Source organism: Salinivibrio kushneri (genome assembly GCF_005280275.1).
Taxonomy (GTDB): Bacteria; Pseudomonadota; Gammaproteobacteria; order Enterobacterales; family Vibrionaceae; genus Salinivibrio; species Salinivibrio kushneri.
Genome location: NZ_CP040021.1, coordinates 777,835 through 801,329 on the forward strand (window position 1 = coordinate 777,835; position 23,495 = coordinate 801,329).

Below are 23,495 nucleotides of genomic sequence, written 5' to 3' on the forward strand. Positions count from 1 at the left end.
AGTGTCAATGAAACCAGTATTTAAGCTCGGCCTTTGTGCCATCATGGCCACCAGTGTGGTGGCCTGCAGTGGTGGCGTCGAGCAGCGTCGTCAAGCCAAAGATGACTTTGGCTACTTGCAAACAACCCCGTTGTCGCCATGGCAAACCTTGCCGGATCAAGCGCCGTATTTTTCCACCAATTATCAGATCCCGACACAAGACTTTAATGGTGAAGTGGGTCAGAACGTTGATATTCGTCCGCCGCGCCAAGTGCTGGACTTAATCCCGGGCGCACGGATACAACGTGATAGCCGCGGTGTCACCCTTGCGGTTGCCAATGAAAAGCAACTCGATAAAGTGTGGCAAACGGTGGAGCGTTTGGTCAGCGAGCAGACCATTCCAGTGGCCTCACAAACCGCAGACCAAGTAGAAACCGGTTGGATTGCTTGGGAAAAAGAAGACAGCGCCCATCAAGCACGCTTCCGTCTATCGCGTCTTGAGCAAGGTCGCCGTTTTGCGCTAGGGGTGAATATGATTGACTCGCGCGCGAAAGCCAGCGATGAGCCACTCACGCCTGCGTTGCGTGAGCGCTACAACACCTTGATGACCAACCTTATCACGGTCAGTCACGATGCGGCCTTGCGTGCCGAAGCGCGCCGTCTGGCCGAGCAACGTCAAGCAGATATTCCGATTAGCTTTGGTACCGATCGCAGTGGCCTGCCAGTGATTATTGCTCGTGCGCCCTATGATGTAGTGTGGGAAAAGCTGCCAGCCATCATTAAGCCTTTAGGGTTCACGGTAGAAAGTCGTAACCAGTCGCAGGGCACGGTAAAAACCCGTCACGTTGCGCCAAGTGATGAGCGTTGGCAATCTCTTGGCGTTGATCCGATTTCGTTCCCAGACAACAGCTATACCTTGTTGCTAGGCGATCTCGGCAACCGCACATCACTTAACGTCACCAACAGCGATGGCAAACCCGTTGATGAGGCGACGTTAGAAGCGCTGAGTCCAGCGCTAAAAGCGGTCATTGCCCAAGTGAGTCAAGTATCAGAGTAATTTTATAGGGACGCGGTGAGCGTCCCTTACTTTTAGCGCCTAATGGAGAGTATAGGTAATGGAAAAACGTGCTGAGTTGTATCGCGGTAAGGCAAAATCTGTCTATGCCACAGAGGATGAGCACCGCTTTGTTCTGCACTTTCGCAATGACACGTCTGCGTTTGATGGCGAACGTGTCGAGCAGCTTGAGCGAAAAGGTGAAGTGAATAACAAATTTAATCACTTCATCATGCAAAAGCTTGAGCAGGCGGGCATCCCCACCCAAATGGACCAATTATTGTCCGATACCGAGTGCGTGGTGAAAAAGCTAGATATGATCCCAGTAGAGTGTGTGGTGCGCAACATCGCGGCCGGATCGCTTTGCCGTCGCCTCGGCGTCGAAGAAGGTACGGCATTGACGCCACCGACCTTTGAACTGTTTTTAAAAAACGACGCACTGCACGATCCTATGGTCAATGAATCCCTGTGTGAGTCTTTGGGCTACGCGACACAAGCACAACTGGCGACGATGAAATCACTGACCTATAAGGTGAATGATGTTCTCAAAGCCTTGTTTGCCGACGGTGACTTATTGCTGGTCGATTACAAACTTGAGTTTGGTGTTGATCATCAAGGCAATATTGTTCTGGGTGACGAGTTTAGCCCCGACGGTTGTCGATTGTGGGATGCCAATACCCGAGAAAAACTGGATAAAGACCGCTTCCGCCAAGGCCTAGGTGGTGTTGTGGATGCTTACATCGAGGTGGCAAAGCGTATCGGCCTTACCCTGTAATTTTTGGACTCAAAAAGCAAACGTTTGCTTTTTGAGTGAGAAAAATAGCGCCATTAACGTGGCGCTATTTTAGTCTTTGTGTTCATCAGACTGCGATGGCTTGCTATCCGCATCGTTTTCCTTGGATGACGCGGTTTTGTCTGGCTTGTCTTTATACTTAAGGCCAAATTTTGCGTTGGCGGTGTACTTGAGTGCCATGATATTACTGACCACCACGGCAACTACGATGGCAATAATGACATAAGGGTTGGTTAGCCATTCCATTGTTCCACCTCGCACAAGTTAGTGACGTAGGTTGAATATATCCAATCCAACTGCTCAAGAATAGTCTCTTTACCACAAATAGGCGCATTGCTGATCGCGCTGGCAAGCATGTCTTGGCTCAATGCTGACAAGAGGGCGGCGCTGGTGGCGATATGGCTGATATGCCAAGGCTCTCTCGCAACCCCACCTTTATCTTCGGCATAAGGCAGGAAGAACCCCCACTTGGGGGCATGCACTTTGAGCCATTGTGAGAAGGCCGCTTGAGGGCCATCATCATATTCTGGTGGAGTTAGCGCCAACCTTTGATCCGGCCCCAGTGCGCGCTTGTCATACACGTCTATGTCTGTGCCCCAATGGTGGCGGCTTGCCCCTGGCAAGGCTGACCAGCGCAGTATCGCTTTGACCCGCGCTGCCTCTGACAATGTTGACACATCTAACGGTCGACTCTCAGTATCTAACACTGGCTTTTCGCCATTAAATTTACCATTCCAAATGGCTAACTGGCGCGCAAACGAGCGATAGCCGCTGGCAATCATGAGCGCGAACCCCGCTTGCGATGCCGCCTGTTGTAAGGCGGCAAAGTCGGCGAGTACCGCTTGGTGCAAGCAGGGCGCATTAGGTCGGCTGTTAATCGGTGTTAGCGCGGAGGCGTCTTGCCCTGTGAGCTGTGCGGGTGTCGGCATCAAGGGAGTGCTTTCTCCAAGACCTTTTGATACATGTCAGTCAGCTTTTCTAAATCCGGGATGCTCACACACTCATTGACCTTGTGGATAGTGGCATTCACCGGACCTAGTTCAATCACTTGCGCTCCCATTTGCGCAATAAAACGTCCGTCGGAGGTGCCGCCAGTGGTCAGCAATTCTGGTGTTTGATGGTTCACCTCTTCCACCGCAGCCACCACTGCATCCAGTAACGTGCCTTTATCGGTTAGGAAAGGGTCACCACTGTGCGTCCACTCAAGGGTATAGTCGAGCCCATGGGCGTCTAAAATCGAGTAAACCCGCTTTTTGATGGTTTCACTGTCCAACTCTGTACTAAAGCGGAAGTTAAACTGTGCATGGCACTCCCCCGGAATGACATTGGCCGCGCCCGTGCCGGCCTTGATGTTGGGGATTTGAAAGCTTGTGGGCGGGAAAAACGCATTGCCTTTATCCCACAGTGTTTGCGCAAGCTCGGTGAGTGCTGGCATCGCCTGATGCACCGGATTAGTCGCAAGGTGAGGGTAGGCAACATGCCCTTGTGTGCCTTTGACGTAGAGATCCCCTGTGATGGATCCGCGACGGCCGTTTTTCACTACATCACCGACATGGTGGGTGCTGGACGGCTCACCGACAATACACATGTCAATCTTTTCGCCGCGCGCCATTAGAGTATCGACCACACGGGTAGTGCCATTGATAAACGGGCCTTCTTCATCAGAGGTGATTAAAAACGCCAGTGAGCCAGAGTGGTCTGGGTGCTCGGCAATAAAACGTTCAACGGCCACAACCATGGCGGCCAGTGAGCCTTTCATGTCGGCGGCGCCACGTCCGTGGAGATGATCATCAATCACCGTCGCTTCAAACGGCGGTGTGTGCCATTGTTCGTGCGGCCCTGAGGGAACCACATCGGTGTGGCCGGCAAAAGCAAAAAGAGGGCCTTCCGTTCCCCGTCTGGCCCACAGATTGGTGGTATCTTCAAACACCATGGTCTCAATGGTGAAGCCCAAGGCTTCTAATCGCGCAATCATTTGATCTTGGCAGCCGGCATCTTCCGGCGTGACCGATTCTCGGTTTATCAGATCTTTCGCTAAAGCCAGCGTGGCAGAGTCAGTCATCAGGGTTTCCTTACAACAAAAATGAATCGGCTATCACATTACGCGAAAATATCAGCGTATTGATTCTCTTTGAAGCCGAGATAATAGCTACCGTTGTGTACGAGCAATGGGCGCTTAATGATCGCTGGATTATCAAGCATGATCGCGATTGCGCGGGTTTGATCTAAATTGGCTTTTTGCTCATCACTCAATTGGCGGTAGGTGGTGCCACGTTTGTTGACTAGCGCTTCCCAGCCGAGTGCTGAGACAAACGTCTGCAGCATTTGTGCGTCTAGGCCATCTTTTCGATAGTCGTGATATTGATAGTCGATACCTTGGTTATCCAACCACTTTAGGGCTTTTTTTAGAGTGTCGCAGTTTTTGATCCCAAATACAGTTGTCATGGTCTTATCGTGCTTGTTGGCAAAGGTTTAAGAGTGACACTGCTGGTTAATGAACGCAACACCTAGCGTGGCAGGCATGTGCGTCATTTGATGGCCCAAGAATGTGTGAAATGCGTAGGTAAATGCGCCTGCAGCACGTCGATTTGATGGCGTTTTGATCAAACGCAAAGCCTCTTAGTAGGCACCATGAATAATGGGATCATTCGTAATTGTTGGAGGTTCATATGGAACTCAACCCGGTATTTGCTCGGCGCTTGTATCTCGCCGCACTGGTAGAAGAGATGGAGCGCCCAAACGTGCCGCGTTTGATTGAGGCAACAGGCTGGCCACGCCGCACGATCCAGGATGTGCTCAAATCATTGTCAGGGCTAGGCATTGATATGACATTTATCCAAGATGGCAAGCGCCATAACGATGGTTATTACCAGCTAAAAGACTGGGGCCCGTTTCGTCGCGATTGGGTCGAGGATAAAAAGCGAGATATTCGCTCTTATATCAACTAATGCGCACCAGAGGGTGTGACTAATTTCGCCTCAATGAGTGTACGGCGAATAGCATCTGCACGCCGACGGTTTGCGCCAAAGTCGTAATAGCCGACACGAGAGGCAGAGCGAAGCGCAATCTGGTCTCCGTTGAGTGAGACTTCAACATCATCGACAAAGCGCAACACCCGGGTGGTGAAGCGTAAGTGTGCGTAGTTGTCTTGGGCTGAAACGAGTTCTGCATGGGGCATTGAGGCAATTTTCTCAACAATGTTAGCCAAGGCAACGTCGGTGTTAGCCAGCCGCAAAGGCGCTAACTGAAACGTTGCGCGCGTGTCTTCTGTTGAAACACAATTAGGGCTGTCACCACAGGCAGTGACAGGCGGTTGTTTTGCCATGGGGCCTCCTTTTGAGCAGCCGAACAGCGTAAAAACGACAATGAGGCCGAGCAGATTTTTTCCCATTATGCCCCCACGAGCGCGTAACCAATAAATCCTATCCAGCTTAAGACGAGTAAAAGCCAAGGTAAATGGCGGTAGCCTTTATCCTGTGGGGGTGGTTGAGAGGAAGACGCAGGCTCGCGAGGTTGTTCGACGGTCGGTGTCGCCTTTTGCTGTTTCTTTCGTGCTTTATCCTGTGCTCGCGCCTTTGCCTTTTGTTCTTTTTTGTACTGCGCAATCCCTTTCTCAATCCCCTGAGCGATCAGTTTTGTCTGAGCCTTGGTTTGTCCGGGCTTTTGCGTGGCTTTGGCAACGCGCATGGCGTCTTGTTGCGTCTCGGGCGAAATCGTTGCTTTTGCTTTGGCCATGAAGGCTCCATATAACGCTAAATAAATGGCTCGCCCCTAGGATAACAAATTTTGCTTTTGCGCTTGCAGTTTTTATCGCATGTCGCCATGGTAAATGCGTGACTTCTCAATCAAAAATCTTATGGACACGTTTCATCATTTCGACGACAAAGGGTACATCAAAGCGCCCCAGATCGCCGTGTTGTGCCTACTACTGTTAAGTCGCGCATGGTGGCTACTGGCGATGGCTGGAGTGAGCCGAGAGCAGGGCAGCGAGCTGCTCGCGCTGGTTTATCCTGACACGTCTGCGTTTTATCTCAGCTTAGTGATTGGTTTAGTGCCGCTTGCGCTATTACTGTTGGTGGGAAGCTGCGACAAGGCGCCTGAATGGTTAACACAGCATTGGCACTTGGGTTATTGGTGGGTATGGCTGTTGTGGACGTGGGAAGCCTATCAAGTGGCGCATACGCTCACGATGACGGGGGGACGATTTGATTGGTTGCTTGCCTTGCATGGGCTTTGGTTAGTATGGGCGAGTCTTTATTGGCTGAGAAGCCGGCGAGTGAAGCGCTTTTTTTACCAGTTCACATAAACAGGACAAGCATCGGGCATAAAAAAACGCAGCACGAGGCTGCGTTTTTCTTCACTAAGAAATCTGAATTACTTAGTGACGCGCAATACAGAGGTTTCGCCTACAGTGACGGCACCAGAGAGCTTAGTTAGCTCTTTGATTTCGTCCATGTTAGAGATAACCACTGGTGTCAGTGTTGATTTGGCTTTCTCTTCGAGCATGCCTAAATCAAATTCGATCACGGTGTCACCGGCTTTCACCGTTTGACCTTCTTCCGCAATGCGTTTGAAACCTTCGCCTTTTAGCTCGACGGTGTCGATACCAAAGTGTACGAACAGCTCAACGCCGTCATCTGACTCAATTGAAAAAGCGTGGTTGGTTTCGAAAATCTTACCGATAGTGCCGTTAACTGGCGCAACCATCTTGTCGCCTGATGGTTTAATCGCAACACCATCACCGACGATTTTCTCAGCAAACACAACGTCAGGTACGTCTTCGATGTTGACGATCTCACCCGACAATGGGGCGATAATTTCAATGGCACTTGCGTCGTTGCCGTCTTCAGACACCAACTTCTTCAGTTTGTCGAACAGACCCATAGTGTTGCTCCTAAGCAGTGATTCTTTGCTGATTGTATATTAGCAAGCGGTTTTTTCCGCAATAAATTTTTCGACATAGGCCTCGATTTCTGCCGCAGTTGGCAAAGTGAGTGCTTTGTCGGCCATCGCTTTCACATCAGCAAAGTTGGCATTACGGATAATCTTCTTGATGCGAGGGATAGAGATGGCACTCATACTAAACTCATCCAAACCCATTCCCATCAATAGTAACGTTGCTTTCTCGTCACCTGCAAGCTCTCCGCACATCCCGGTCCATTTACCTTCCGCATGTGAGGCATCAATCACTTGCTTGATAACCGTCAATACAGCAGGAGACAGAGGGTTATACAGGTGCGAAATCAGCTCATTACCACGATCGACCGCCAAGGTATACTGAGTCAAATCGTTGGTGCCAATGCTGAAGAATTCCACTTCTTTCGCGAGGTGGTGAGCGATCGCAGCCGCGGCTGGCGTCTCAACCATCACACCGATTTCCAGATCGGCGTCGAAGTCGTGACCTTCTTGGCGCAGTTCTGCTTTGTAGGTCTCGATCGCTTCTTTCAGCTCTCGGATTTCTTCGACAGAAATGATCATCGGGAACATCACACGGATTTTACCGTGCGCCGAAGCACGAAGAATAGCACGAAGCTGATCGCGAAGAATTTCGCGACGATCGAGGCTAATACGAACTGCACGCCAACCCAAGAATGGGTTCATTTCTTCCGGCAAGTTCATATAAGGCAGATCTTTGTCACCGCCGATATCCATGGTGCGGATGATCACAGGATGGCCATCAATCGCTTTCGCTACCGCTTTGTAAGCTTGGTATTGCTCTTCTTCAGTCGGAAGCGCGTCGCGGTCCATAAACAGGAACTCGGTGCGATAAAGCCCCACACCTTCACCGCCGTTACGGTTTACGCCGTCACAGTCTTTGACCGTGCCTACGTTACCGCACACTTCGACTTGGTGACCGTCAAGCGTAATGGCTGGCAGATCTTTAAGCTTCGCCAGTTCCGCTTTCTCGGCGATGTGTTGGTCACGAATCACTTTGAATTTGCTGAGTTCTTCGTCTGAAGGGTTGACAACGATTTGGTTGTTAATCGCATCAAGCACCAGCATGTCGCCGTTTTGTATTTTGTTGGTCGCATCATTGGTGCCTACAATCGCTGGCAACTCAAGCGAGCGTGCCATGATTGAAGAGTGTGAAGTGCGACCACCAATGTCGGTGATGAAACCAAGCACATAATTCAGGTCAACCTGTGCTGTTTCTGAAGGCGTCAGGTCGTTTGCAACCAGGATCACTTCTTCGTTGATAGCGCTCAACGACACCATATTGATGCCAAGTGCGTTTTTGACGAAGCGTGAACCGATGTCACGGATATCCGCGGCACGCTCTTTCAGATAATCGTCGTCGAGTGACTCAAGCGTGACCGCTTGTTCTTCGATAACGCTATAGATAGCGTGATCAGCGGTCGCTAGGTTTGACTTGATGAAGCTGACGATCTCTTCTTCGAGTTCCTCATCTTCAAGTAGCATGATATGACCTTCGAAGATAGCTTCTTTCTCTTCGCCGAAGGTCTCCCTTGCTTTGTCCTTGATCGCTTCGAGTTGCGTCTTAGACTGTTCGCGAGCATCCAATACGCGCTGAATTTCTTGATCGATTTGAGACGCAGCAATCTTATCTTTATTGATAACAACGTCTTCTTCTTGCAGCAGCAGTGCTTTACCAAAAGCAATACCAGGTGATGCCAGGATGCCTGAAATCATAGCTTTACCTTACGTTTATCCAACTTAAAACCGATAGAAAAAGAGCCGGATTACTCCAGCTCGTCCATCAGTTTTACTAGGTGATCAACGGCTTGTTGTGCTTGCGCACCTTCAGCAGAAATAGTCACCATAGTGCCTTTGGTCAAGCCAAGGGTTTGAAGTTTAAATAGGCTTTTTGCGCTCGCGCTCTTACCGTTAGATTCAACAGTGATGTCAGCGTCGTAGCTTTTCGCTTCTTTAACGAACTGCGCCGCTGGACGAGTGTGTAGGCCGTTTTCTGCAGTAATCTCAACTTGCTTCTGATACATGATTCACCCCGTTTCTGTATTTTTTTAAATCTATGTATTAAATATAAGGTTAGCTTAACCGCTAACGGGCGACTTCGCTATCCGTTGACGCTAACCTAACCAAGAAATCGACCTGATAGCTTAATCCATGTCAATTTCGTGTCATCTTTTTGCCATTTTTGACCTTCCACTCATTAGGCGCGAGGGCTTTTATTTTGATGCGGAAAATAAAAAGGCAGACGTGTTTTACTAAAGCTTAATATAAAAATCAAACAAAAAAGGCCCAATTTGGGCCTTTGCGAATAGGGGGTTGTAAAGGCTTGTTGGCTAACCTGCTGTTACTGCTCAGTTTCCAGCTCGGTGAACATGCCAGCAAACAGTGGCGAGCTGAGATAACGCTCTGCTGCACTTGGCAAAATTGTGACGATCTTCTTATTTGCAAACTCGGGAAGCTCGGCAATTTTGTTAGCCGCAACTACTGCGGCACCTGAAGAAATCCCGCCCAAGATGCCTTCTTCTTCCATCAGGCGGCGAGCCATGGCAATGGCTTCGTCTGAGCTGACAGACACCACTTGGTCAACAAGCGTGACATCCAAGTTTTTCGGCACAAAGCCCGCGCCAATACCTTGAATTTTGTGAGGGGCAGGTTGCACGTCTTGTCCCGCGATGGTTTGCGCAATCACTGGCGACTCGGCAGGCTCGACGGCGACTGTGGTAATGGCTTTGCCTTGGGTGTTTTTAATGTAGCGGCTGACACCGGTTAGGGTGCCACCAGTGCCAACACCGGATACAAACACATCGATTTCGCCGTCAGTGTCTTCCCAGATTTCAGGCCCAGTGGTCTTTTCATGGATTTCAGGGTTGGCGGGGTTGTCGAACTGTTGCAGCATCAGATATTTACCTGGCTCTGCTGCCATGATTTCTTCCGCTTTGGCAATCGCGCCTTTCATGCCTTTTGGCGCTTCGGTCAGCACCAGCTTCGCGCCCATGGCTTTGAGCAGTTTACGGCGCTCAAGGCTCATTGACTCCGGCATGGTTAGGGTCAGCTTATAACCACGTGCTGCCGCGACATAGGCAAGCGCGATACCCGTGTTACCACTGGTCGGCTCAATCAATTCGATACCGGGTTTGAGGGTGCCTTTTTTCTCTGCATCCCAGATCATATTGGCACCGATACGGCACTTGACGCTAAAGCTTGGGTTGCGTGCTTCAACTTTGGCCAGCACGTTTGGCTTCGCCACGCGGTTTAGGCGAACTAGCGGTGTGTTTCCGATGGTTTGTGTATTGTCTTCGTAAATCTTGCCCATTGTATCGTTCCTTCATGACACCGATTTTAATCACCCTCCAAGCATATCTCTGCTGCTTGGTTTTGAAAGGATCGGTTGGTTATATCTTATTGTGACATTAACCAATAACTGATTGGTTAAACGAAAAAAGCCCACATTGTGGATGTGAGCTTTCGCGTAGACGGTCCAGATTAATGGCGCCCCAATGAGGATTTGTGTTTATCCACCCACATAGCGGTTGCGCCGCATACTGCCGCAGGCATCACCAGTAGGTTGAGAAAAGGAGTCATGGTAAACAGCATGACTATTGCGCCAAAGCTAAGCGATGCGCCCCGTTGTTGGTTTAACGTCTGGCGCATGGCGGGAAACGACACCTTGTGATTATCGAACGGATAATCACAGTATTGAATCGCCATCATCCACGCGCTAAACAAAAACCAGATCACTGGCCCCACGGTTTGTCCAACCGCGGGGATCCATAGCAGCAGTAAAAAGCCTAATGCTCTGGGGATGTAGTAGGCGAGTTTTTGCCACTCTCGTTTCATCACCCGCGGGATATCTTTAATGATACCAGCCAAGCCATCATCCGGTGCCCGTGTGCCTGACAGCTTTGCCTCCACATGCTCGGCCAGCAAGCCATTAAAGGGCGCGGCTATCCAGTTTGCCAGTGTGCTGAACACGTAGGAGAATACGACCAAGATAGCAATCACCACTAAAGGCCAAATCAAAAAAGAGAGCCAGGACAACCACTCAGGTAGACTGGCCATCCAATGTTCGATCCAGTCACCCACCTGCGAAAGCAAATAGATGAACGCGCCACCCAGCAGCAACACATTGATCAAAATAGGAATGATTACAAACCGGCGTAAGCCGGGTGCCATCATCAGAGAAAAGCCTTGGAACAGATAACCAGCACCACTTTGGGGGCGAGGGCGAGCATAATTCGCCATGATATCTCCTTGAGAACAATGTCGGTCACAACAAGCCGCATACATGCGGTCGATACAAAAATAACGGTGTGCGCTATATTACGGGGGGAATCATTGCGATGACAACGACCCAATAATGGGAAAGTTTAACGATTTGTGTGTCTTGATTCGTTAAATTCTCCCCAACTTTTGATACAGTTAACTAAGTTGACCATTAACGCATTGCGTCAGCCAACAGGCCCCGCTTATGATCACACTAACCTTTGCAACCTGGTTGGCGTTGTGACATAAGCGAATCAAAACGCTGAACATAGATAGATTTGAGAATCGATGATGCAGGAATTGCGCCTTGTACTGATTGTGTTGGGGGCACTAGCAATCGCAGCTTTGCTTTTGCATGGCCTCTGGACAAACAAGAAAGAAAAGACGACCAAGTTTGGTGAAAAGCCGTTGGGAAAGCTGGATGACGACAGTGACGATCAAAAGTTTGACCAAGATGGTATTGGCGCCGTCAGAGTCGTCAGTCGCGCTAAAAGCGAAAGCGACAAACCTGTGCGCCAAGAGCCAGCGATGAACTTTGGGGAGAAACCTGACGTCGACCCCTTGTTCGCTGGGCAACCTGGCCCCCAGTCTGAACCTGAACAACCCCTGTATCCTTCAATGTCCGCCACTGACGATGAACCTTCGTTTTCAGCCGCCACCCCGCAAGCGGCAAATCACGATAATGAAGAACCAGAGATGCCGCAGGCACACGCGACCATGGCTGATGATGAGCCATTAGCGCCAGCGCAAAGCGCGCGTCAAGGTGATACAGAAACGGCTGAGCAGGGCGAGTCGCAACACAGTGATGAATCGCCACAGGCGGATGAAGCCGCGGATGAGACAGAAGTGCTGGTTTTGCATGTGCACGCGAACAATAGTGACGTATTCACTGGCCTTGAACTGATCCCGATCCTTGAGCAATACGGCCTCCGTTTTGGTGATATGGGTATTTATCATCGCCACTCTGATCTATCGGGGAGTGGAAAAGTCTTATTCAGTGTGGCCAATATGGTCAAACCCGGTACCTTCGATGTAAGCCATAGCGAAAGCTTTGAAACGCCGGGTATTAGCTTTTTCATGACCCTGCCGTGTTACGGTGAGCCAGAGCAAAACTTTAAGCTTATGCTGCAAACGGCCCAGCAAATTGCGGACGAGTTGGGCGGATTAGTGCTGGATGATTCACGCACCATGATGACCCCGTCACGATTGGATGAATATCGCGAGCGCGTCAAAGCCTTTATGGCCAAATAGCCTGCGCTAACGCGACCACGGTTTAAGCATACAGCGGGACATGGCTCCCGCTGTCTGTGATTTATCGATATACTTGCCCGCAACCGACTCCGCTCAGACGACGAATCAAACATGGCTTACAGCAAACAACAACTCGATGATTTAAAGCACCAGCTTAACTATCACGCCTACCGGTACTACGTTGAAGACAGCCCAGAGCTGCCCGATGCCGAGTACGACCGCCTGATGCAAGACTTATTGGCCATTGAGGCGGCACACCCTGAATGGATAACTAGCGACTCACCGAGTCAGCGAGTCGGTGGCGCACCGCTTAGCGCGTTTGAGACGGTCACCCACGAGTTGGCGATGTTATCTTTGGGGAATGCCTTCAGTGATGACGATCTGGCTGACTTTGAACGCCGTGTTAAAGATAGACTCGGTGATGGCGAGCCGGTCACCTACACCTGTGAGCCCAAGCTCGATGGTTTAGCGGTGAGCCTGATTTACGAAAATGGTGAGCTGGTTCAAGCTGCGACGCGGGGAGATGGCACCACCGGCGAGAACATCACCCACAACGTCAAAACCATTCGCAACGTCCCCCTTACCTTACAGAAAGGGGATTGGCCAACGCGGCTCGAAGTGCGTGGTGAGGTCTTCATGCCGAAAGCGGGCTTCGAGGCACTTAACGAGGCCGCGCTTAAAAAAGGCGATAAAACCTTTGCCAACCCGCGCAATGCGGCGGCAGGCAGCCTGCGTCAACTGGACCCCAAAATCGCCGCTAACCGACCATTGAGTTTCTATGCCTATGCGGTGGGCGTGATGTCGACTCCCTTCGGCCAAGGGCAAAGTGAGCGCTTACAGAAGCTCAAACAGTGGGGCCTAGCGCTCAGTCCAGAAGTGAAACGGGTGGAAGGCCTAGACGGCGTGAAAGCCTACTACCAAGACATTATGGCGCGCCGTGATGCACTGCCCTACGAAATAGACGGTGTCGTCATCAAAGTTGACAGCATTGCCAGCCAAGAACGGTTAGGGTTTGTGGCGCGCGCGCCTCGTTGGGCGATAGCTTACAAATTCCCGGCGCAAGAAGAAATCACCACTGTCAACGATGTGGAGTTCCAAGTGGGCCGCACTGGGGCCATTACGCCAGTTGCCAAGCTTGAGCCTGTGTTCGTGGGCGGCGTCACGGTCAGTAATGCCACCTTGCACAACGGTGATGAAATCGAACGGTTAGGCGTTCATATTGGTGATACTGTGGTGATCCGCCGTGCCGGTGATGTCATCCCTCAAGTTGTTGGTGTGGTGGAAAGCCGGCGTCCTGATCAGGCACAACCAATAGTGTTTCCCGATGCGTGTCCGGTCTGTGATTCAGCGGTGACCCGTATCGAGGGGGAAGCGGTCGCACGCTGCACCGGCGGATTAATTTGTCTGGCACAGCGCAAAGAAGCGATTAAACACTTTGCGTCTCGTAAAGCCATGGATATTGATGGCTTGGGCGATAAAATCGTCGAGCAGTTAATCGAAAAAGAACTGATTGAGACGCCAGCCGATCTCTTTACCTTGACGCCCGGTCGGGTGACGCAGCTCGACAGAATGGGGCCAAAATCAGCGCAAAACTTGGTTGATGCACTGGAAAAAGCCAAAGCCACCACCTTGCCACGCTTTATTTATGCCTTGGGCATTCGTGAAGTGGGCGAGGCGACCGCGCAAAATCTCGCTTTGCACTTTCATACCCTCGACGCGTTGCGCGCGGCCGATGAAGAGGCTCTCATTAACGTGCCGGACGTGGGTGCGATTGTCGCAGGCCACATCGTTCGCTTCTTTGCCGAGCCGCACAACCAGAGTGTGCTAGAAGCCCTACTGGCAACTGGGATCCACTGGCCCGAAATCAGCGCGCCGTCAGAGCCAGATGCGCAACCGTTAGCCGGTAAAACCATTGTCCTGACGGGCACCTTATCGCAAATGTCTCGCAGTGATGCCAAAGCGGCGTTACAGGCGTTGGGCGCGAAAGTGACGGGCAGTGTCTCGGCAAAAACCGACATGTTAGTGGCGGGGGAGGCCGCAGGCTCCAAACTCACCAAAGCGCAAGATCTGGGCGTCACTGTACTCGATGAAGATCAAATGATTGCCATGCTTAATCAGTAGCTTTATCCATCACGCTGTGTGCGAGCGACTCGAGCGAATCATCGCGCACAGGTGCAATAGTTTACATGGCCATGTTCCGTGTCTGAGCATGGCCGGATTGTGGAATTTACCTGTACTGGTAAACTAACCGTTACATATTATTCTCAGCACTGGGATAGGGATCCTAATGACGATTAAAACCCGCTTTGCCCCCAGCCCAACCGGCTTTTTGCATGTTGGTGGCGCGCGTACCGCACTTTACTCTTGGCTAGCAGCACGCAGCCAAGGTGGTCAATTTGTGTTGCGTATTGAAGATACAGATATCGAACGTTCAACCCAAGAAGCCATTGATGCCATTCTAGAAGGCATGAAGTGGCTGGGCCTTGATTGGGATGAAGGGCCGTACTACCAAACGAAACGCTTTGATCGCTATAACGAGCTTGTTGATCAGCTGTTGGCAGAAGACAAAGCCTACAAGTGTTATGCCCCCAAAGAGCTGCTAGAAGAAATTCGTGAAGAGCAAAAAGCGAATGGCTTGAAAGCACGTTACGATGCCAATCATCCTAAAGTGATGGCGGCCAACAGCCAAGCAAACGCTGACGACCCACACGTCATTCGTTTCCGTAACCCCAAAGACGGCAAGGTGGTGTTTGATGATAAGATCCGCGGTCGGATTGAAATTGCGAACAGCGAGCTTGATGACTTGATCATCCGCCGTACCGACGGCAGCCCAACCTACAACTTCTGTGTGGTGGTTGATGATTGGGATATGGGGATCACCCAAGTGGTGCGTGGCGAAGACCACATTAACAACACCCCGCGTCAGATTAATATTTATGAAGCGCTGGGTGCGCCTGTCCCTGAGTTTGCCCATTGCTCGATGATCCTCGGTGACGATGGTGCCAAGCTGTCTAAACGTCATGGTGCAGTGAGCGTCATGCAATACCGCGATCAAGGTTTCTTGCCACAAGCACTGCGTAATTATTTAGTGCGTCTGGGCTGGTCTCACGGCGACCAAGAAATCTTCTCGATGGAGGAGATGATTGATTTCTTCTCCCTAGAAGCGATCAGTAAGTCAGCCTCTGCCTTTAATACGGAAAAATTGCGTTGGCTGAACAACCATTACATCAAAAATGGTGATCCGGCTGAGGTCGCGTCACACTTGCAGTGGCACCTGGATCAACAGGGTATTGATGCGTCCACAGGGCCGGCTCTGACTGACGTGATCCAGCTGGTGGGTGAGCGTTGTGACACCCTAGTGGAGTTGGCCGAGCAAAGCCGTTACTTCTATCAAGACTTTGATGAGATTGAGGCAACCGCCGCCAAGAAACACCTGCGTCCAGTCGCGCTTGAGCCATTGCAAGTAGCCAAAGGCAAGATTGAAGCGTTGGATGAGTGGACAGTGGATGCTCTAAAAGCCGTGATCGCGGATACCTGTGCCGATCTCGATGTTGGTATGGGTAAAGTTGGTATGCCATTGCGTGTTGCAGTCACTGGTGGTGGTCAATCACCCTCGGTGGATGCGGTGATGCACCTGATTGGTAAAGACCGTGTGGTGGCGCGTATCGATCAAGCCATCAAAGTGGTTGAAGCTCGAGCCGCACAAAGTTAAAAAAGTCGCCAAACCGCGGCACAATCAAAAAAGGGCGCTGCGGCGCCCTTTTTAAGTGTGTCATCGCCTGTCTTAATGCGACTCTTCTTCCATCTGTGCGCTATCAACGATGTGGTTCTCGCCCATTTGACGAGGCAGCACCCAGTTAAGCACGATGGCGACCAAGCCACACAAGCTGATGCCTTGTAAGCTGAAATCGCCAATGCCAAAGGCCATCCCGCCAATCCCAAAGACCAAGGTGACGCCGACAATCGCGAGGTTGCGCGAGTCGTGAAGATCTACTTGATTGCGAATCAAAGTATTCAGACCCACGGTAGCGATAGAGCCAAACAGTAGGATCATAATGCCGCCCATCACCGGCAAAGGAATGGTCAGTAGTAGGGCTCCCAGTTTACCCACAAACGCCAGCACAATGGCGGTGATCGCCGCGTAGGTCATTATTTTCGGATTAAATGCTTTGGTGAGCATCACCGCGCCGGTGACTTCACTGTAAGTGGTATTGGGCGGAGCACCAAACATGGATGCAGCGATCGTCGCCGCGCCGTCACCTGCCATGGTGCGGTGCAAACCGGGCTTTTTCAGGTAGTCTTTACGGGTGACATTGGAAATTGCCAGCATATCGCCCACATGCTCCACCGCGGGCGCAATGGCCACGGGGATCATAAATAAAATGGCGTTGATGTTAAATTCTGGCAAGGTAAAGGCAGGCATCATCAACCAGCTGGCATTGGCTACCTGGGTAAAGTCGACAATGCCCATCACCAGGCTGGCCACATAGCCAACCGCAATACCGGCCATAATGGGGACCAATTTGAAAAAGCCCTTGGCAAAGACACTGACCGCAATGGTGGTCAGTAATGAAAGCAGGGAAATCCAGATAGCGATATCACCGGCGATGAGTTGCTCACTGCCGTCGCCACTTTTACCCAGCGCCATATTGACGGCGGTAGGGGCCAAACCAAGCCCAATCACCATAATCACAGGGCCTACCACCACGGGAGGAAGCAATTTGTGAATAATGTCTACGCCTTTCACGCGAATAATGCCCCCCATGATGAGGTAGATAACCCCGGCAGCCATTAGTCCACCCATGGTGGCGGGAATACCGAAATTGTTAACGCCGTACAGAATGGGAGCAATAAAAGCAAAAGAAGAGGCGAGAAAAATAGGAACAGAGCGGCGGGTAATAACTTGAAAGATTAGGGTGCCTATTCCGGCACCAAAAAGTGCGACGTTTGGGTCAAGCCCGGTTAAAAGCGGGACTAACACCAAGGCTCCAAATGCGACGAACAGCATTTGTGCCCCTTGTAAAACTTGCATCATGATCTCACCTCCAAAAAAAATCGCGCAATGCTAGCACAAAGCGTTTCTGTGATTCCTGTCATGTTTTTAAATGTGAGACCGATAGCAAATAAATGATGTAACGGATTTCATTGATAGGAGGGAATCGTGAAATAGACCGTTTTACAGTGGCACCTATCACTATATCGCGTTTGCCCTATCTTTTTTACAAATGAGGATTGCTGAACCTAGAGTTGTCAGCTTATGATCGCTGGACTCCCATTTATCCATGTGGAAAGACTATGAATCGATTTGTGTTGGCCTTCATTGCCTGTATATGGTTGCCTAGCGCGCTGGCAAACGACCTTTATCACGCCAGCGTTCCGCTTGATAATGGCGCGCAAACCTCCCAACAAGCGGCAAAAAAACAAGGGTTAAGTGCCGTTCTGACCAAGGTGTCCGGTCAGCGGAACTTGTCTGACAACCCAGCGGTTAAACAAGCGCTGCAAGAGGTAGATAGCCTAATCACCCAGCTCGGTTATGGTGAACATGAGCAAGGAGCGGATGGCGCGACGCAGCGCACGTTAGAAGTTGGGTTTGATAGCCAGCAGGTGCGTGAAATATTGCGTCAAGCGGGGCTCCCATTGTGGGGAAGTCCGCGCCCGTCGGTGCTGGTGTGGCTGGTGGATGACCGCGGCCTTGAACGGCAAATTATTTGGGAGCAAAGTGAGCGCCCAGTGATAGATGAGCTGCGCCAAGCGGCGGCATTACGTGGGTTGCCTGTGCTTATTCCTGTGGGCGATTTTGATGACCTGATGGCGATTTCGAGCAGTGATTTGTGGGGCGGGTTTATTCAGCCCGTTGAACAGGCCAGTGAGCGTTACCAACCAGACGGTATCGTGATTGCCAAACTGACCGACCAGGGGATTCGCTGGCAGCTTTTTCCTGAAGCAAACCAAATGCAAACCAATCAAACGCGCGGCCAGGCAAGCGATGCCAGCGCAATGATTCATTCATTGGCCGACTATTACGCGCAGCAAACCGGCGTCATCCTGGATCAAGACGAAGACAGTGCGTCTGTGGTTATTGCGATTGGCGGCATTGAGAGCGGAGATGATTACGTCGCACTCGAGAAAACACTGGCAAACTTGAATGCGGTACAAAGTGTACATTTACGCAAGCTTAATGATCACACCCTGGTATTCGATGCGCAGTTGGCCGCGTCACAGCAAGCTCTGATTAAAGAGCTAACCGCCAACCGAGAAGTGCGGTTGATGACCATGCAGGAGCAAGAGGCTTATACGGCAAGGACATCGCCAACCGCCAGCGAGTCGGCAAATACCGCGCAGCCGGCTGTTGAGCTGGAACAAGGTGATCAGGCGGTCGAACAGGGGGAGAGCGATCTTGTTCCCGAGCCACAACCGTCGGCGGAAAAGCGTCTGTGGTTTGTTTGGCAGCCGTAACAATGTACTGGCAACGCCACGCTAAAAAGGCTAGCCAATACGGCTAGCCTTTTTGATGCGCAGATAAGGCGTTTTACGCTCTGTACGCGTCAGTGACTACCAGTTGGTAGGAGTAAATTGTTGACCGGCGAGGGCGGCTTCTACCATCAGTCCTCCCTTTGCATGGGTAAAGACAGTCAGGCCATTGACGTAATAGGCTTTCGACTGACGGTTACTGGCGGAGGCTGAGGTGCCAGAGGTACCGGTTTGCGCCGATGCCCCCTCGGTCAATGCGGTGGCAGACGCTTGCGCGCCGAGTTCCACTTGCCCTTGCATAAAGCGGTCATACGCTGGTTTGTCTTTAAAGAAAACAATTTCACTGAACGCTTGGCCACCAAAGGTCAGCCCGACCGATACCTGTTTGAGCGCCGCGGCACTGACCGGCGCATCTTGACGATAAACGACGCCCTTACCATAGGCACCACCTACCCAAAAACCCCCTTTGCCGACAGAAGGAAAGACGGCATAGCCGTAGGCGTTATCAAAAAAAGGTTGGGTTTGTGGGTACTGCTTAAATTGTTCGCGTGCGAGGTTGGCTTGACGCACCTGGTCTTGCTGCGAGCTGGTCGCGCAACCGGTCAATGCCGTCAGTGCGACAATGACCAATGCAAACCAGCGATGAGAACGACGTAACATGGTTATCTCCTTATGGCGTTAATCTAAATGACCAAAAGCACAATCAGGTTACGTCAGTCTCTTGCTGGCAATGTCAGAGGTTTGTTGAGATTTTACTTGGTTTACGGGTATCGCGGCGCCAAACCATTACGCCCAAACAGCCACTGATCATGACCCAAAGCCACAGCGGCGTATTGCCCCATTGGCGGTAAGGCGTGATGCCTTCTGTCCCGGTTATCTGCGTGGTCAGCACCTGGGTTTCAAACTGAGGCAGCGTCGCTTCAAGCTTGCCGTGCTCATCCACCAAGGCCGTGACACCGTTGTTGGTGGCCCGTATCACTGGTAGGCCAAATTCAAGTGCGCGCATTCGAGCAATTTCAAGGTGTTGCCAAGGGCCAATTGAGCGACCAAACCACGCATCATTCGATAGCGTAATAATTGCGTCGCTGTCCGCGTTCAAGTTGTCGCGGATTTGCGCGGGAAAGGCTATTTCATAGCAAAGCGCGGTAATGTAGTCCCAGCCGTTGGCGGGCAGGGCGGGCTGAACCGGCTCACCTGGTGAAAATGATGACATTGGCAGGTTAAACAGCGGCGCGAGCGGGCGTAATAGCCCCTCAAAGGGCACAAACTCGCCAAACGGTAGCAAGTGATGCTTGCTGTATTGGGTGGGGGCCGGATAGCGATACGCTGGCGTCCCTGCGCCCAGTGCCAGTACATTGTTAAAGTACGCGCCCTGCTCATTTTGGTCGAGCGCGCCAGTGATCACCGTGGTTTGATTATGCTTGGCGGCTTGATCAAGCTGGGAGAAAAAACGGGGCAGTTCGCGTTCTAGAGCGGGAACGGCGGCCTCTGGCCAAATAATGACATCACTGTCCCAATGCTGGCGGGTTAAATCCAAGTATTTCATCAGCGTCGGCCAGCGTTGATCAGAACGCCATTTCAGCGCTTGCGGCACATTGCCTTGAATTAACGAAATTTGCTGTTGTTGGTCGGTTTTTGTTACCCAGTTAATGCTGCCGAGGCCATAGCTGACCGCGACCAGCCCTAATCCCGCGGCGACCGCACCATAACGTGCTTGTCCTTGCCAGTGACCCCAGCGAGGCGTGATGAGTGCGAGCAGGCCTGCCAGTACGACCAACACGAGTGTGATCCCCTGTACCCCGAGCACAGGAGCAATGCCAGCCAGTGGGCTGTCGATTTGGCTGTAGCCAGGCCATAACCAAGGAAAGCCGGTAAACACCCAGCCTCGAAGCCAATCAATCACCAGCCATAAGGCGGGGGCGAGGATTAACCACTTGATACCGGGCTGACGAATGGACAGCTTGTTGACCAATGCGCTAAATAACGCCGGGTAGAGGGAGAGATAAGCAATCAGCAGTGCCATCAACGACAAGCCGGCGATGGCAGGCATGCCACCAAAATGATCGATGCTGACGTAAACCCAGCTAACGCCGGTGGTAAATTGGCCGAGTCCCCAGCAAAATCCCAACCACGCACTGCGCTTGGGCGAGGCGTTTTGTAGCAGGGTGAATAAGCCCCACAAGGCAACCAGCATCAATGGCCAGTACGAGAAGGGAGAAAAAGCGAGGGTGGCGGAGGCACCAAAAGCGGCAGCCAGTAATGACTGCCCGCTTTGGTATAAACGGTTAGGCGTTTTCACTGTTAACTTCGCTACTGTCTGGGATAGTGACTTGTAGCTGAATGATACGACGACTATCGGCGGCCGTCACTTTAAAGTGATAATCACCAATGTCGACTTCTTCACCGCGATCAGGGAGATGACCAAAGCTGGTCATCACCAGACCACCGATGGTGTCTACCACATCGTCTTGGAATTGAGCACCGAAATGCTCATTAAAGTCTTCCAGGGTCGTCAGGGCTTTGACCGAGAAGGTATGACGGCTGAGCTGGCGAATTTCCTGCTCGTCTTCGTCATCGTACTCGTCTTCGATCTCACCGACGATCTCTTCGAGAATGTCTTCAATGGTCACAACCCCTGACACGCCCCCAAACTCGTCAATGACAATCGCCATGTGATAGCGCTCTTCTTGGAACTCTTTGAGCAAACGATCCACGCGTTTACTCTCAGGTACCACCACAACGGGGCGTAACACTTTTTCGATGTCAAAGTCTTCGGCATCTGGGCGCAGGTAGCGCAACAAATCTTTCGCAAGCAAAATGCCTTCAACATGGTCTTTGTCATCACTGATCACAGGATAACGAGAGTGTTGGGCATCAATAATAATATTAATGATCGCTTCCAATGACTGCGATCGTTCAACGATTACCATCTGCGAACGGGGTATCATGATATCTCTCACACGCATGTCAGAGATTTGCATTACACCTTCCAGCATGTCCCGAGTGTCATGATCGATCAGGGCGTTTTGCTCTGAGTCTCGAAACAAGTCCACCAGTTCTTGTCTGTCTTTTGGGTCAGCTTGGAAAAACTGACCCAGCCGCTCGAAGAAGGTCTTCCTACTCGGACCGTCTGAGTTTTGCGAATTATCGTCGTTCATTCAATTTCATTCAGTTGGTTAACGCTCGATGAAGTCGTTAGCATAAGGGTCACTGACCCCCATAGCGGCGAGAAGCTCTCGCTCCAGCGCCTCCATTTGCTCGGCTTCATCATCCTCAATATGGTCGTAACCCAGTAAGTGTAAGCTACCATGGACAACCATATGTGCCCAATGATCCATCAGTGCTTTGCCTTGTTGTTGTGCTTCTTGTTCAACAACTTGGCGACACACGACCAAATCACCGAGTAAATCAATCTCCACCCCAGGAGGGGCATCAAACGGAAAAGATAACACATTTGTGGGTTTATCTTTGCCGCGATAATCGCGATTGAGGCTTTGGCTCTCGCCTTCATCGACGATACGTATCGTCACTTCCGCTTGGGGCCGAGCGGTGCGCACCGCCTGCTCAAACCAAGCTTGGAGCTGATCGTCACTGGGCAAGCCTTGTTCGCTTTCACAGGCAATTTGCACATCGACATAGTAGCTCATGACGGATCCTGTGAGTCAGTGGTGGCAGGCTGCGCAGCCACTTGCTGGGCTTCACGCGCTTCTCGACGACGTGCCTCGGCTTCTTTTCGCGCTTTGGCGTCTTCCGCTTCCCACTTATCGTAGGCTTGAACAATGCGGGTGACCACATGGTGGCGGACGACATCATCTGCTTGGAAAAAGTGGAAGCTAATTTCGTTCACGTCCGCGAGTACCTCAATCGCATGGCGCAGGCCTGAGCGCGCATTGCGCGGTAAGTCGACCTGGGTCACGTCACCGGTGATCACGGCCCGTGAATTAAAGCCAATCCGCGTCAAGAACATCTTCATCTGCTCGACCGTGGTGTTCTGGCTCTCATCCAAGATAATAAAGGCATCGTTCAAGGTTCGGCCACGCATATAAGCAAGAGGTGCCACCTCGATCACGTTACGATCGATCAATTTCTCGACCCGTTCAAAGCCGAGCATTTCAAAGAGCGCATCGTAAAGGGGACGTAAGTAGGGGTCGACCTTTTGGCTCAAGTCACCGGGCAAAAAGCCCAGCTTTTCACCGGCTTCAACCGCAGGACGCGTCAGGAGGATACGACGGATCTCTTGACGCTCAAGCGCATCCACCGCCGCCGAGACAGCAAGGTAGGTTTTCCCCGTCCCCGCTGGGCCGATACCAAAGGTGATGTCATGATTGACCATGTTGGCGATGTACTGCGCTTGGTTGGGCGTACGCGGTTTGATCACCCCTTTTTTGGTCTTGATGTTGATTTCTTTACCGTAAGGAATGCTCGACTCGGTGTTTTGCTCCAACACGCCCGACTCTTTGATCGCCAAATGAATCGCTTCGGGCTCAATGTCTGGCGAGCTACCACGCACAGGGGCGGTGTCGACGTATAAGCGCTTTAAAATATCGACCGCGGCATTGGCTGTATGGGGTTTGCCCATCACAGTAAATGCATTATGGCGGTGGCTAATTTCCACACCCAAGCGACGCTCAAGCTGTTTGATATTATCGTCAAACGGGCCACATAAGTTGGCAAGACGGGTGTTGTCGGCAGGTTCTAGGTTCAGGTCAAGAGAGATGATTTTAGACAAGATTATCCTCGCTTTCGGCGCCG

Annotated in this window: 25 protein-coding genes; 8 read left to right on the plus strand and 17 right to left on the minus strand. The window is 51.4% G+C overall.

What is annotated here, in order from left to right:
* Window positions 1-7: 7 nt before the first annotated feature.
* Both bamC and purC read left to right on the plus strand, forming a co-directional pair.
* Entirely contained in the window at window positions 8-1,036 is a 1,029-nt protein-coding gene (bamC, locus tag FCN78_RS03770; RefSeq protein ID WP_077658803.1) for an outer membrane protein assembly factor BamC, read from the plus strand.
* Between the two features lie 58 nt (window positions 1,037-1,094).
* Window positions 1,095-1,808, plus strand: coding sequence for a phosphoribosylaminoimidazolesuccinocarboxamide synthase (gene purC, locus FCN78_RS03775; protein ID WP_069361112.1), 714 nt, complete (start codon window positions 1,095-1,097; stop codon window positions 1,806-1,808).
* A gap of 69 nt (window positions 1,809-1,877) precedes the next feature.
* Here purC and FCN78_RS03780 read toward each other — a convergent pair whose 3' ends face one another.
* Genes FCN78_RS03780 through FCN78_RS03795 form a run of 4 tightly spaced genes read right to left on the minus strand, consistent with a single transcriptional unit; the run spans window position 1,878 to window position 4,271 of the window.
* Entirely contained in the window at window positions 1,878-2,072 is a 195-nt protein-coding gene (locus FCN78_RS03780; RefSeq protein WP_077520278.1) for a DUF2897 family protein, read from the minus strand.
* A complete protein-coding gene (locus FCN78_RS03785) occupies window positions 2,060-2,755 on the minus strand; it encodes a M15 family metallopeptidase (protein ID WP_077658804.1) in 696 nt (231 codons plus the stop codon). Before FCN78_RS03785 ends, FCN78_RS03780 begins: the two co-directional genes overlap by 13 nt.
* Window positions 2,755-3,888, minus strand: coding sequence for a succinyl-diaminopimelate desuccinylase (dapE, locus tag FCN78_RS03790; protein ID WP_069361109.1), 1,134 nt, complete (start codon window positions 3,886-3,888; stop codon window positions 2,755-2,757). Before dapE ends, FCN78_RS03785 begins: the two co-directional genes overlap by 1 nt.
* 38 nt (window positions 3,889-3,926) lie before the next feature.
* Entirely contained in the window at window positions 3,927-4,271 is a 345-nt protein-coding gene (locus tag FCN78_RS03795) for an ArsC family reductase (protein WP_077485435.1), read from the minus strand.
* A gap of 224 nt (window positions 4,272-4,495) precedes the next feature.
* On the opposite strand from FCN78_RS03795, the gene FCN78_RS03800 reads away from it, so the two are divergent.
* Entirely contained in the window at window positions 4,496-4,774 is a 279-nt protein-coding gene (locus FCN78_RS03800; protein ID WP_025740011.1) for a winged helix-turn-helix domain-containing protein, read from the plus strand.
* Here the strand turns inward: FCN78_RS03800 and FCN78_RS03805 are convergent.
* Together FCN78_RS03805 and FCN78_RS03810 are read right to left on the minus strand one after the other, a co-directional pair.
* On the minus strand, window positions 4,771-5,151 hold the full coding sequence (locus FCN78_RS03805) for a DUF1499 domain-containing protein (protein ID WP_158014675.1): 381 nt from the start codon (window positions 5,149-5,151) through the stop codon (window positions 4,771-4,773). The two genes, FCN78_RS03800 and FCN78_RS03805, sit on opposite strands and share 4 nt — an antisense overlap.
* Before the next feature lie 65 nt (window positions 5,152-5,216).
* Window positions 5,217-5,561, minus strand: a complete 345-nt coding sequence (locus FCN78_RS03810; RefSeq protein WP_077658806.1) for a DUF2956 domain-containing protein — start codon at window positions 5,559-5,561, stop codon at window positions 5,217-5,219.
* A 121-nt stretch (window positions 5,562-5,682) separates the two neighbouring features.
* Between FCN78_RS03810 and FCN78_RS03815 the strand changes: the two genes are divergently transcribed.
* Window positions 5,683-6,132, plus strand: coding sequence for a DUF2919 family protein (locus FCN78_RS03815; RefSeq protein WP_158014611.1), 450 nt, complete (start codon window positions 5,683-5,685; stop codon window positions 6,130-6,132).
* Window positions 6,133-6,200: 68 nt separating this feature from the next.
* On the opposite strand, the gene crr is transcribed toward FCN78_RS03815, so the two are convergent.
* The 5 genes from crr to cysZ form a co-directional block, all read right to left on the minus strand.
* Window positions 6,201-6,710 carry a PTS glucose transporter subunit IIA gene (gene crr, locus FCN78_RS03820; protein WP_069361104.1) on the minus strand — a complete coding sequence of 170 codons (510 nt, stop codon included), beginning with the start codon at window positions 6,708-6,710 and terminating at the stop codon, window positions 6,201-6,203.
* 39 nt (window positions 6,711-6,749) lie between these two features.
* The gene (gene ptsI / locus FCN78_RS03825; RefSeq protein WP_069361103.1) at window positions 6,750-8,477 is read right to left on the minus strand and encodes a phosphoenolpyruvate-protein phosphotransferase PtsI; all 1,728 of its coding nucleotides are present in this window, start codon (window positions 8,475-8,477) and stop codon (window positions 6,750-6,752) included.
* 50 nt (window positions 8,478-8,527) lie between these two features.
* Window positions 8,528-8,785 carry a phosphocarrier protein Hpr gene (gene ptsH / locus FCN78_RS03830; protein WP_069361102.1) on the minus strand — a complete coding sequence of 86 codons (258 nt, stop codon included), beginning with the start codon at window positions 8,783-8,785 and terminating at the stop codon, window positions 8,528-8,530.
* A gap of 317 nt (window positions 8,786-9,102) precedes the next feature.
* Window positions 9,103-10,071 (minus strand): cysteine synthase A, encoded by a 969-nt coding sequence (cysK, locus tag FCN78_RS03835; protein ID WP_069361101.1) that lies wholly within the window; start codon window positions 10,069-10,071, stop codon window positions 9,103-9,105.
* A 170-nt stretch (window positions 10,072-10,241) separates the two neighbouring features.
* Window positions 10,242-11,000 carry a sulfate transporter CysZ gene (gene cysZ / locus FCN78_RS03840; protein ID WP_077658807.1) on the minus strand — a complete coding sequence of 253 codons (759 nt, stop codon included), beginning with the start codon at window positions 10,998-11,000 and terminating at the stop codon, window positions 10,242-10,244.
* Window positions 11,001-11,309: 309 nt separating this feature from the next.
* Between cysZ and zipA the strand changes: the two genes are divergently transcribed.
* The 3 genes from zipA to gltX all read left to right on the plus strand — a co-directional run bounded on the left by zipA (window position 11,310) and on the right by gltX (window position 15,984).
* Window positions 11,310-12,272, plus strand: a complete 963-nt coding sequence (gene zipA / locus FCN78_RS03845) for a cell division protein ZipA (RefSeq protein ID WP_069361099.1) — start codon at window positions 11,310-11,312, stop codon at window positions 12,270-12,272.
* 111 nt (window positions 12,273-12,383) lie between these two features.
* The gene (gene ligA / locus FCN78_RS03850; RefSeq protein WP_077658808.1) at window positions 12,384-14,393 is read left to right on the plus strand and encodes an NAD-dependent DNA ligase LigA; all 2,010 of its coding nucleotides are present in this window, start codon (window positions 12,384-12,386) and stop codon (window positions 14,391-14,393) included.
* Between the two features lie 166 nt (window positions 14,394-14,559).
* Complete coding sequence (gltX, locus tag FCN78_RS03855; RefSeq protein ID WP_077658809.1) at window positions 14,560-15,984, plus strand: glutamate--tRNA ligase; 1,425 nt, start codon at window positions 14,560-14,562, stop codon at window positions 15,982-15,984.
* A 72-nt stretch (window positions 15,985-16,056) separates the two neighbouring features.
* Here gltX and FCN78_RS03860 read toward each other — a convergent pair whose 3' ends face one another.
* Window positions 16,057-17,307 (minus strand): uracil-xanthine permease family protein, encoded by a 1,251-nt coding sequence (locus tag FCN78_RS03860; RefSeq protein ID WP_077456927.1) that lies wholly within the window; start codon window positions 17,305-17,307, stop codon window positions 16,057-16,059.
* Between the two features lie 260 nt (window positions 17,308-17,567).
* Between FCN78_RS03860 and FCN78_RS03865 the strand changes: the two genes are divergently transcribed.
* Window positions 17,568-18,728 (plus strand): DUF2066 domain-containing protein, encoded by a 1,161-nt coding sequence (locus FCN78_RS03865; RefSeq protein ID WP_077658810.1) that lies wholly within the window; start codon window positions 17,568-17,570, stop codon window positions 18,726-18,728.
* A 96-nt stretch (window positions 18,729-18,824) separates the two neighbouring features.
* Here FCN78_RS03865 and FCN78_RS03870 read toward each other — a convergent pair whose 3' ends face one another.
* The 5 genes from FCN78_RS03870 to FCN78_RS03890 all read right to left on the minus strand — a co-directional run bounded on the left by FCN78_RS03870 (window position 18,825) and on the right by FCN78_RS03890 (window position 23,472).
* Complete coding sequence (locus FCN78_RS03870; protein WP_069361094.1) at window positions 18,825-19,403, minus strand: lipid-binding SYLF domain-containing protein; 579 nt, start codon at window positions 19,401-19,403, stop codon at window positions 18,825-18,827.
* A gap of 73 nt (window positions 19,404-19,476) precedes the next feature.
* Entirely contained in the window at window positions 19,477-21,042 is a 1,566-nt protein-coding gene (lnt, locus tag FCN78_RS03875; RefSeq protein ID WP_077658811.1) for an apolipoprotein N-acyltransferase, read from the minus strand.
* Window positions 21,029-21,901, minus strand: a complete 873-nt coding sequence (gene corC / locus FCN78_RS03880; RefSeq protein WP_069361092.1) for a CNNM family magnesium/cobalt transport protein CorC — start codon at window positions 21,899-21,901, stop codon at window positions 21,029-21,031. The genes lnt and corC overlap by 14 nt, the downstream gene beginning before the upstream one ends.
* 18 nt (window positions 21,902-21,919) lie before the next feature.
* Window positions 21,920-22,390 carry an rRNA maturation RNase YbeY gene (ybeY, locus tag FCN78_RS03885; protein ID WP_077456919.1) on the minus strand — a complete coding sequence of 157 codons (471 nt, stop codon included), beginning with the start codon at window positions 22,388-22,390 and terminating at the stop codon, window positions 21,920-21,922.
* Window positions 22,387-23,472, minus strand: a complete 1,086-nt coding sequence (locus tag FCN78_RS03890) for a PhoH family protein (RefSeq protein WP_167483326.1) — start codon at window positions 23,470-23,472, stop codon at window positions 22,387-22,389. Before FCN78_RS03890 ends, ybeY begins: the two co-directional genes overlap by 4 nt.
* Between the last annotated feature and the right edge of the window lie 23 nt (window positions 23,473-23,495).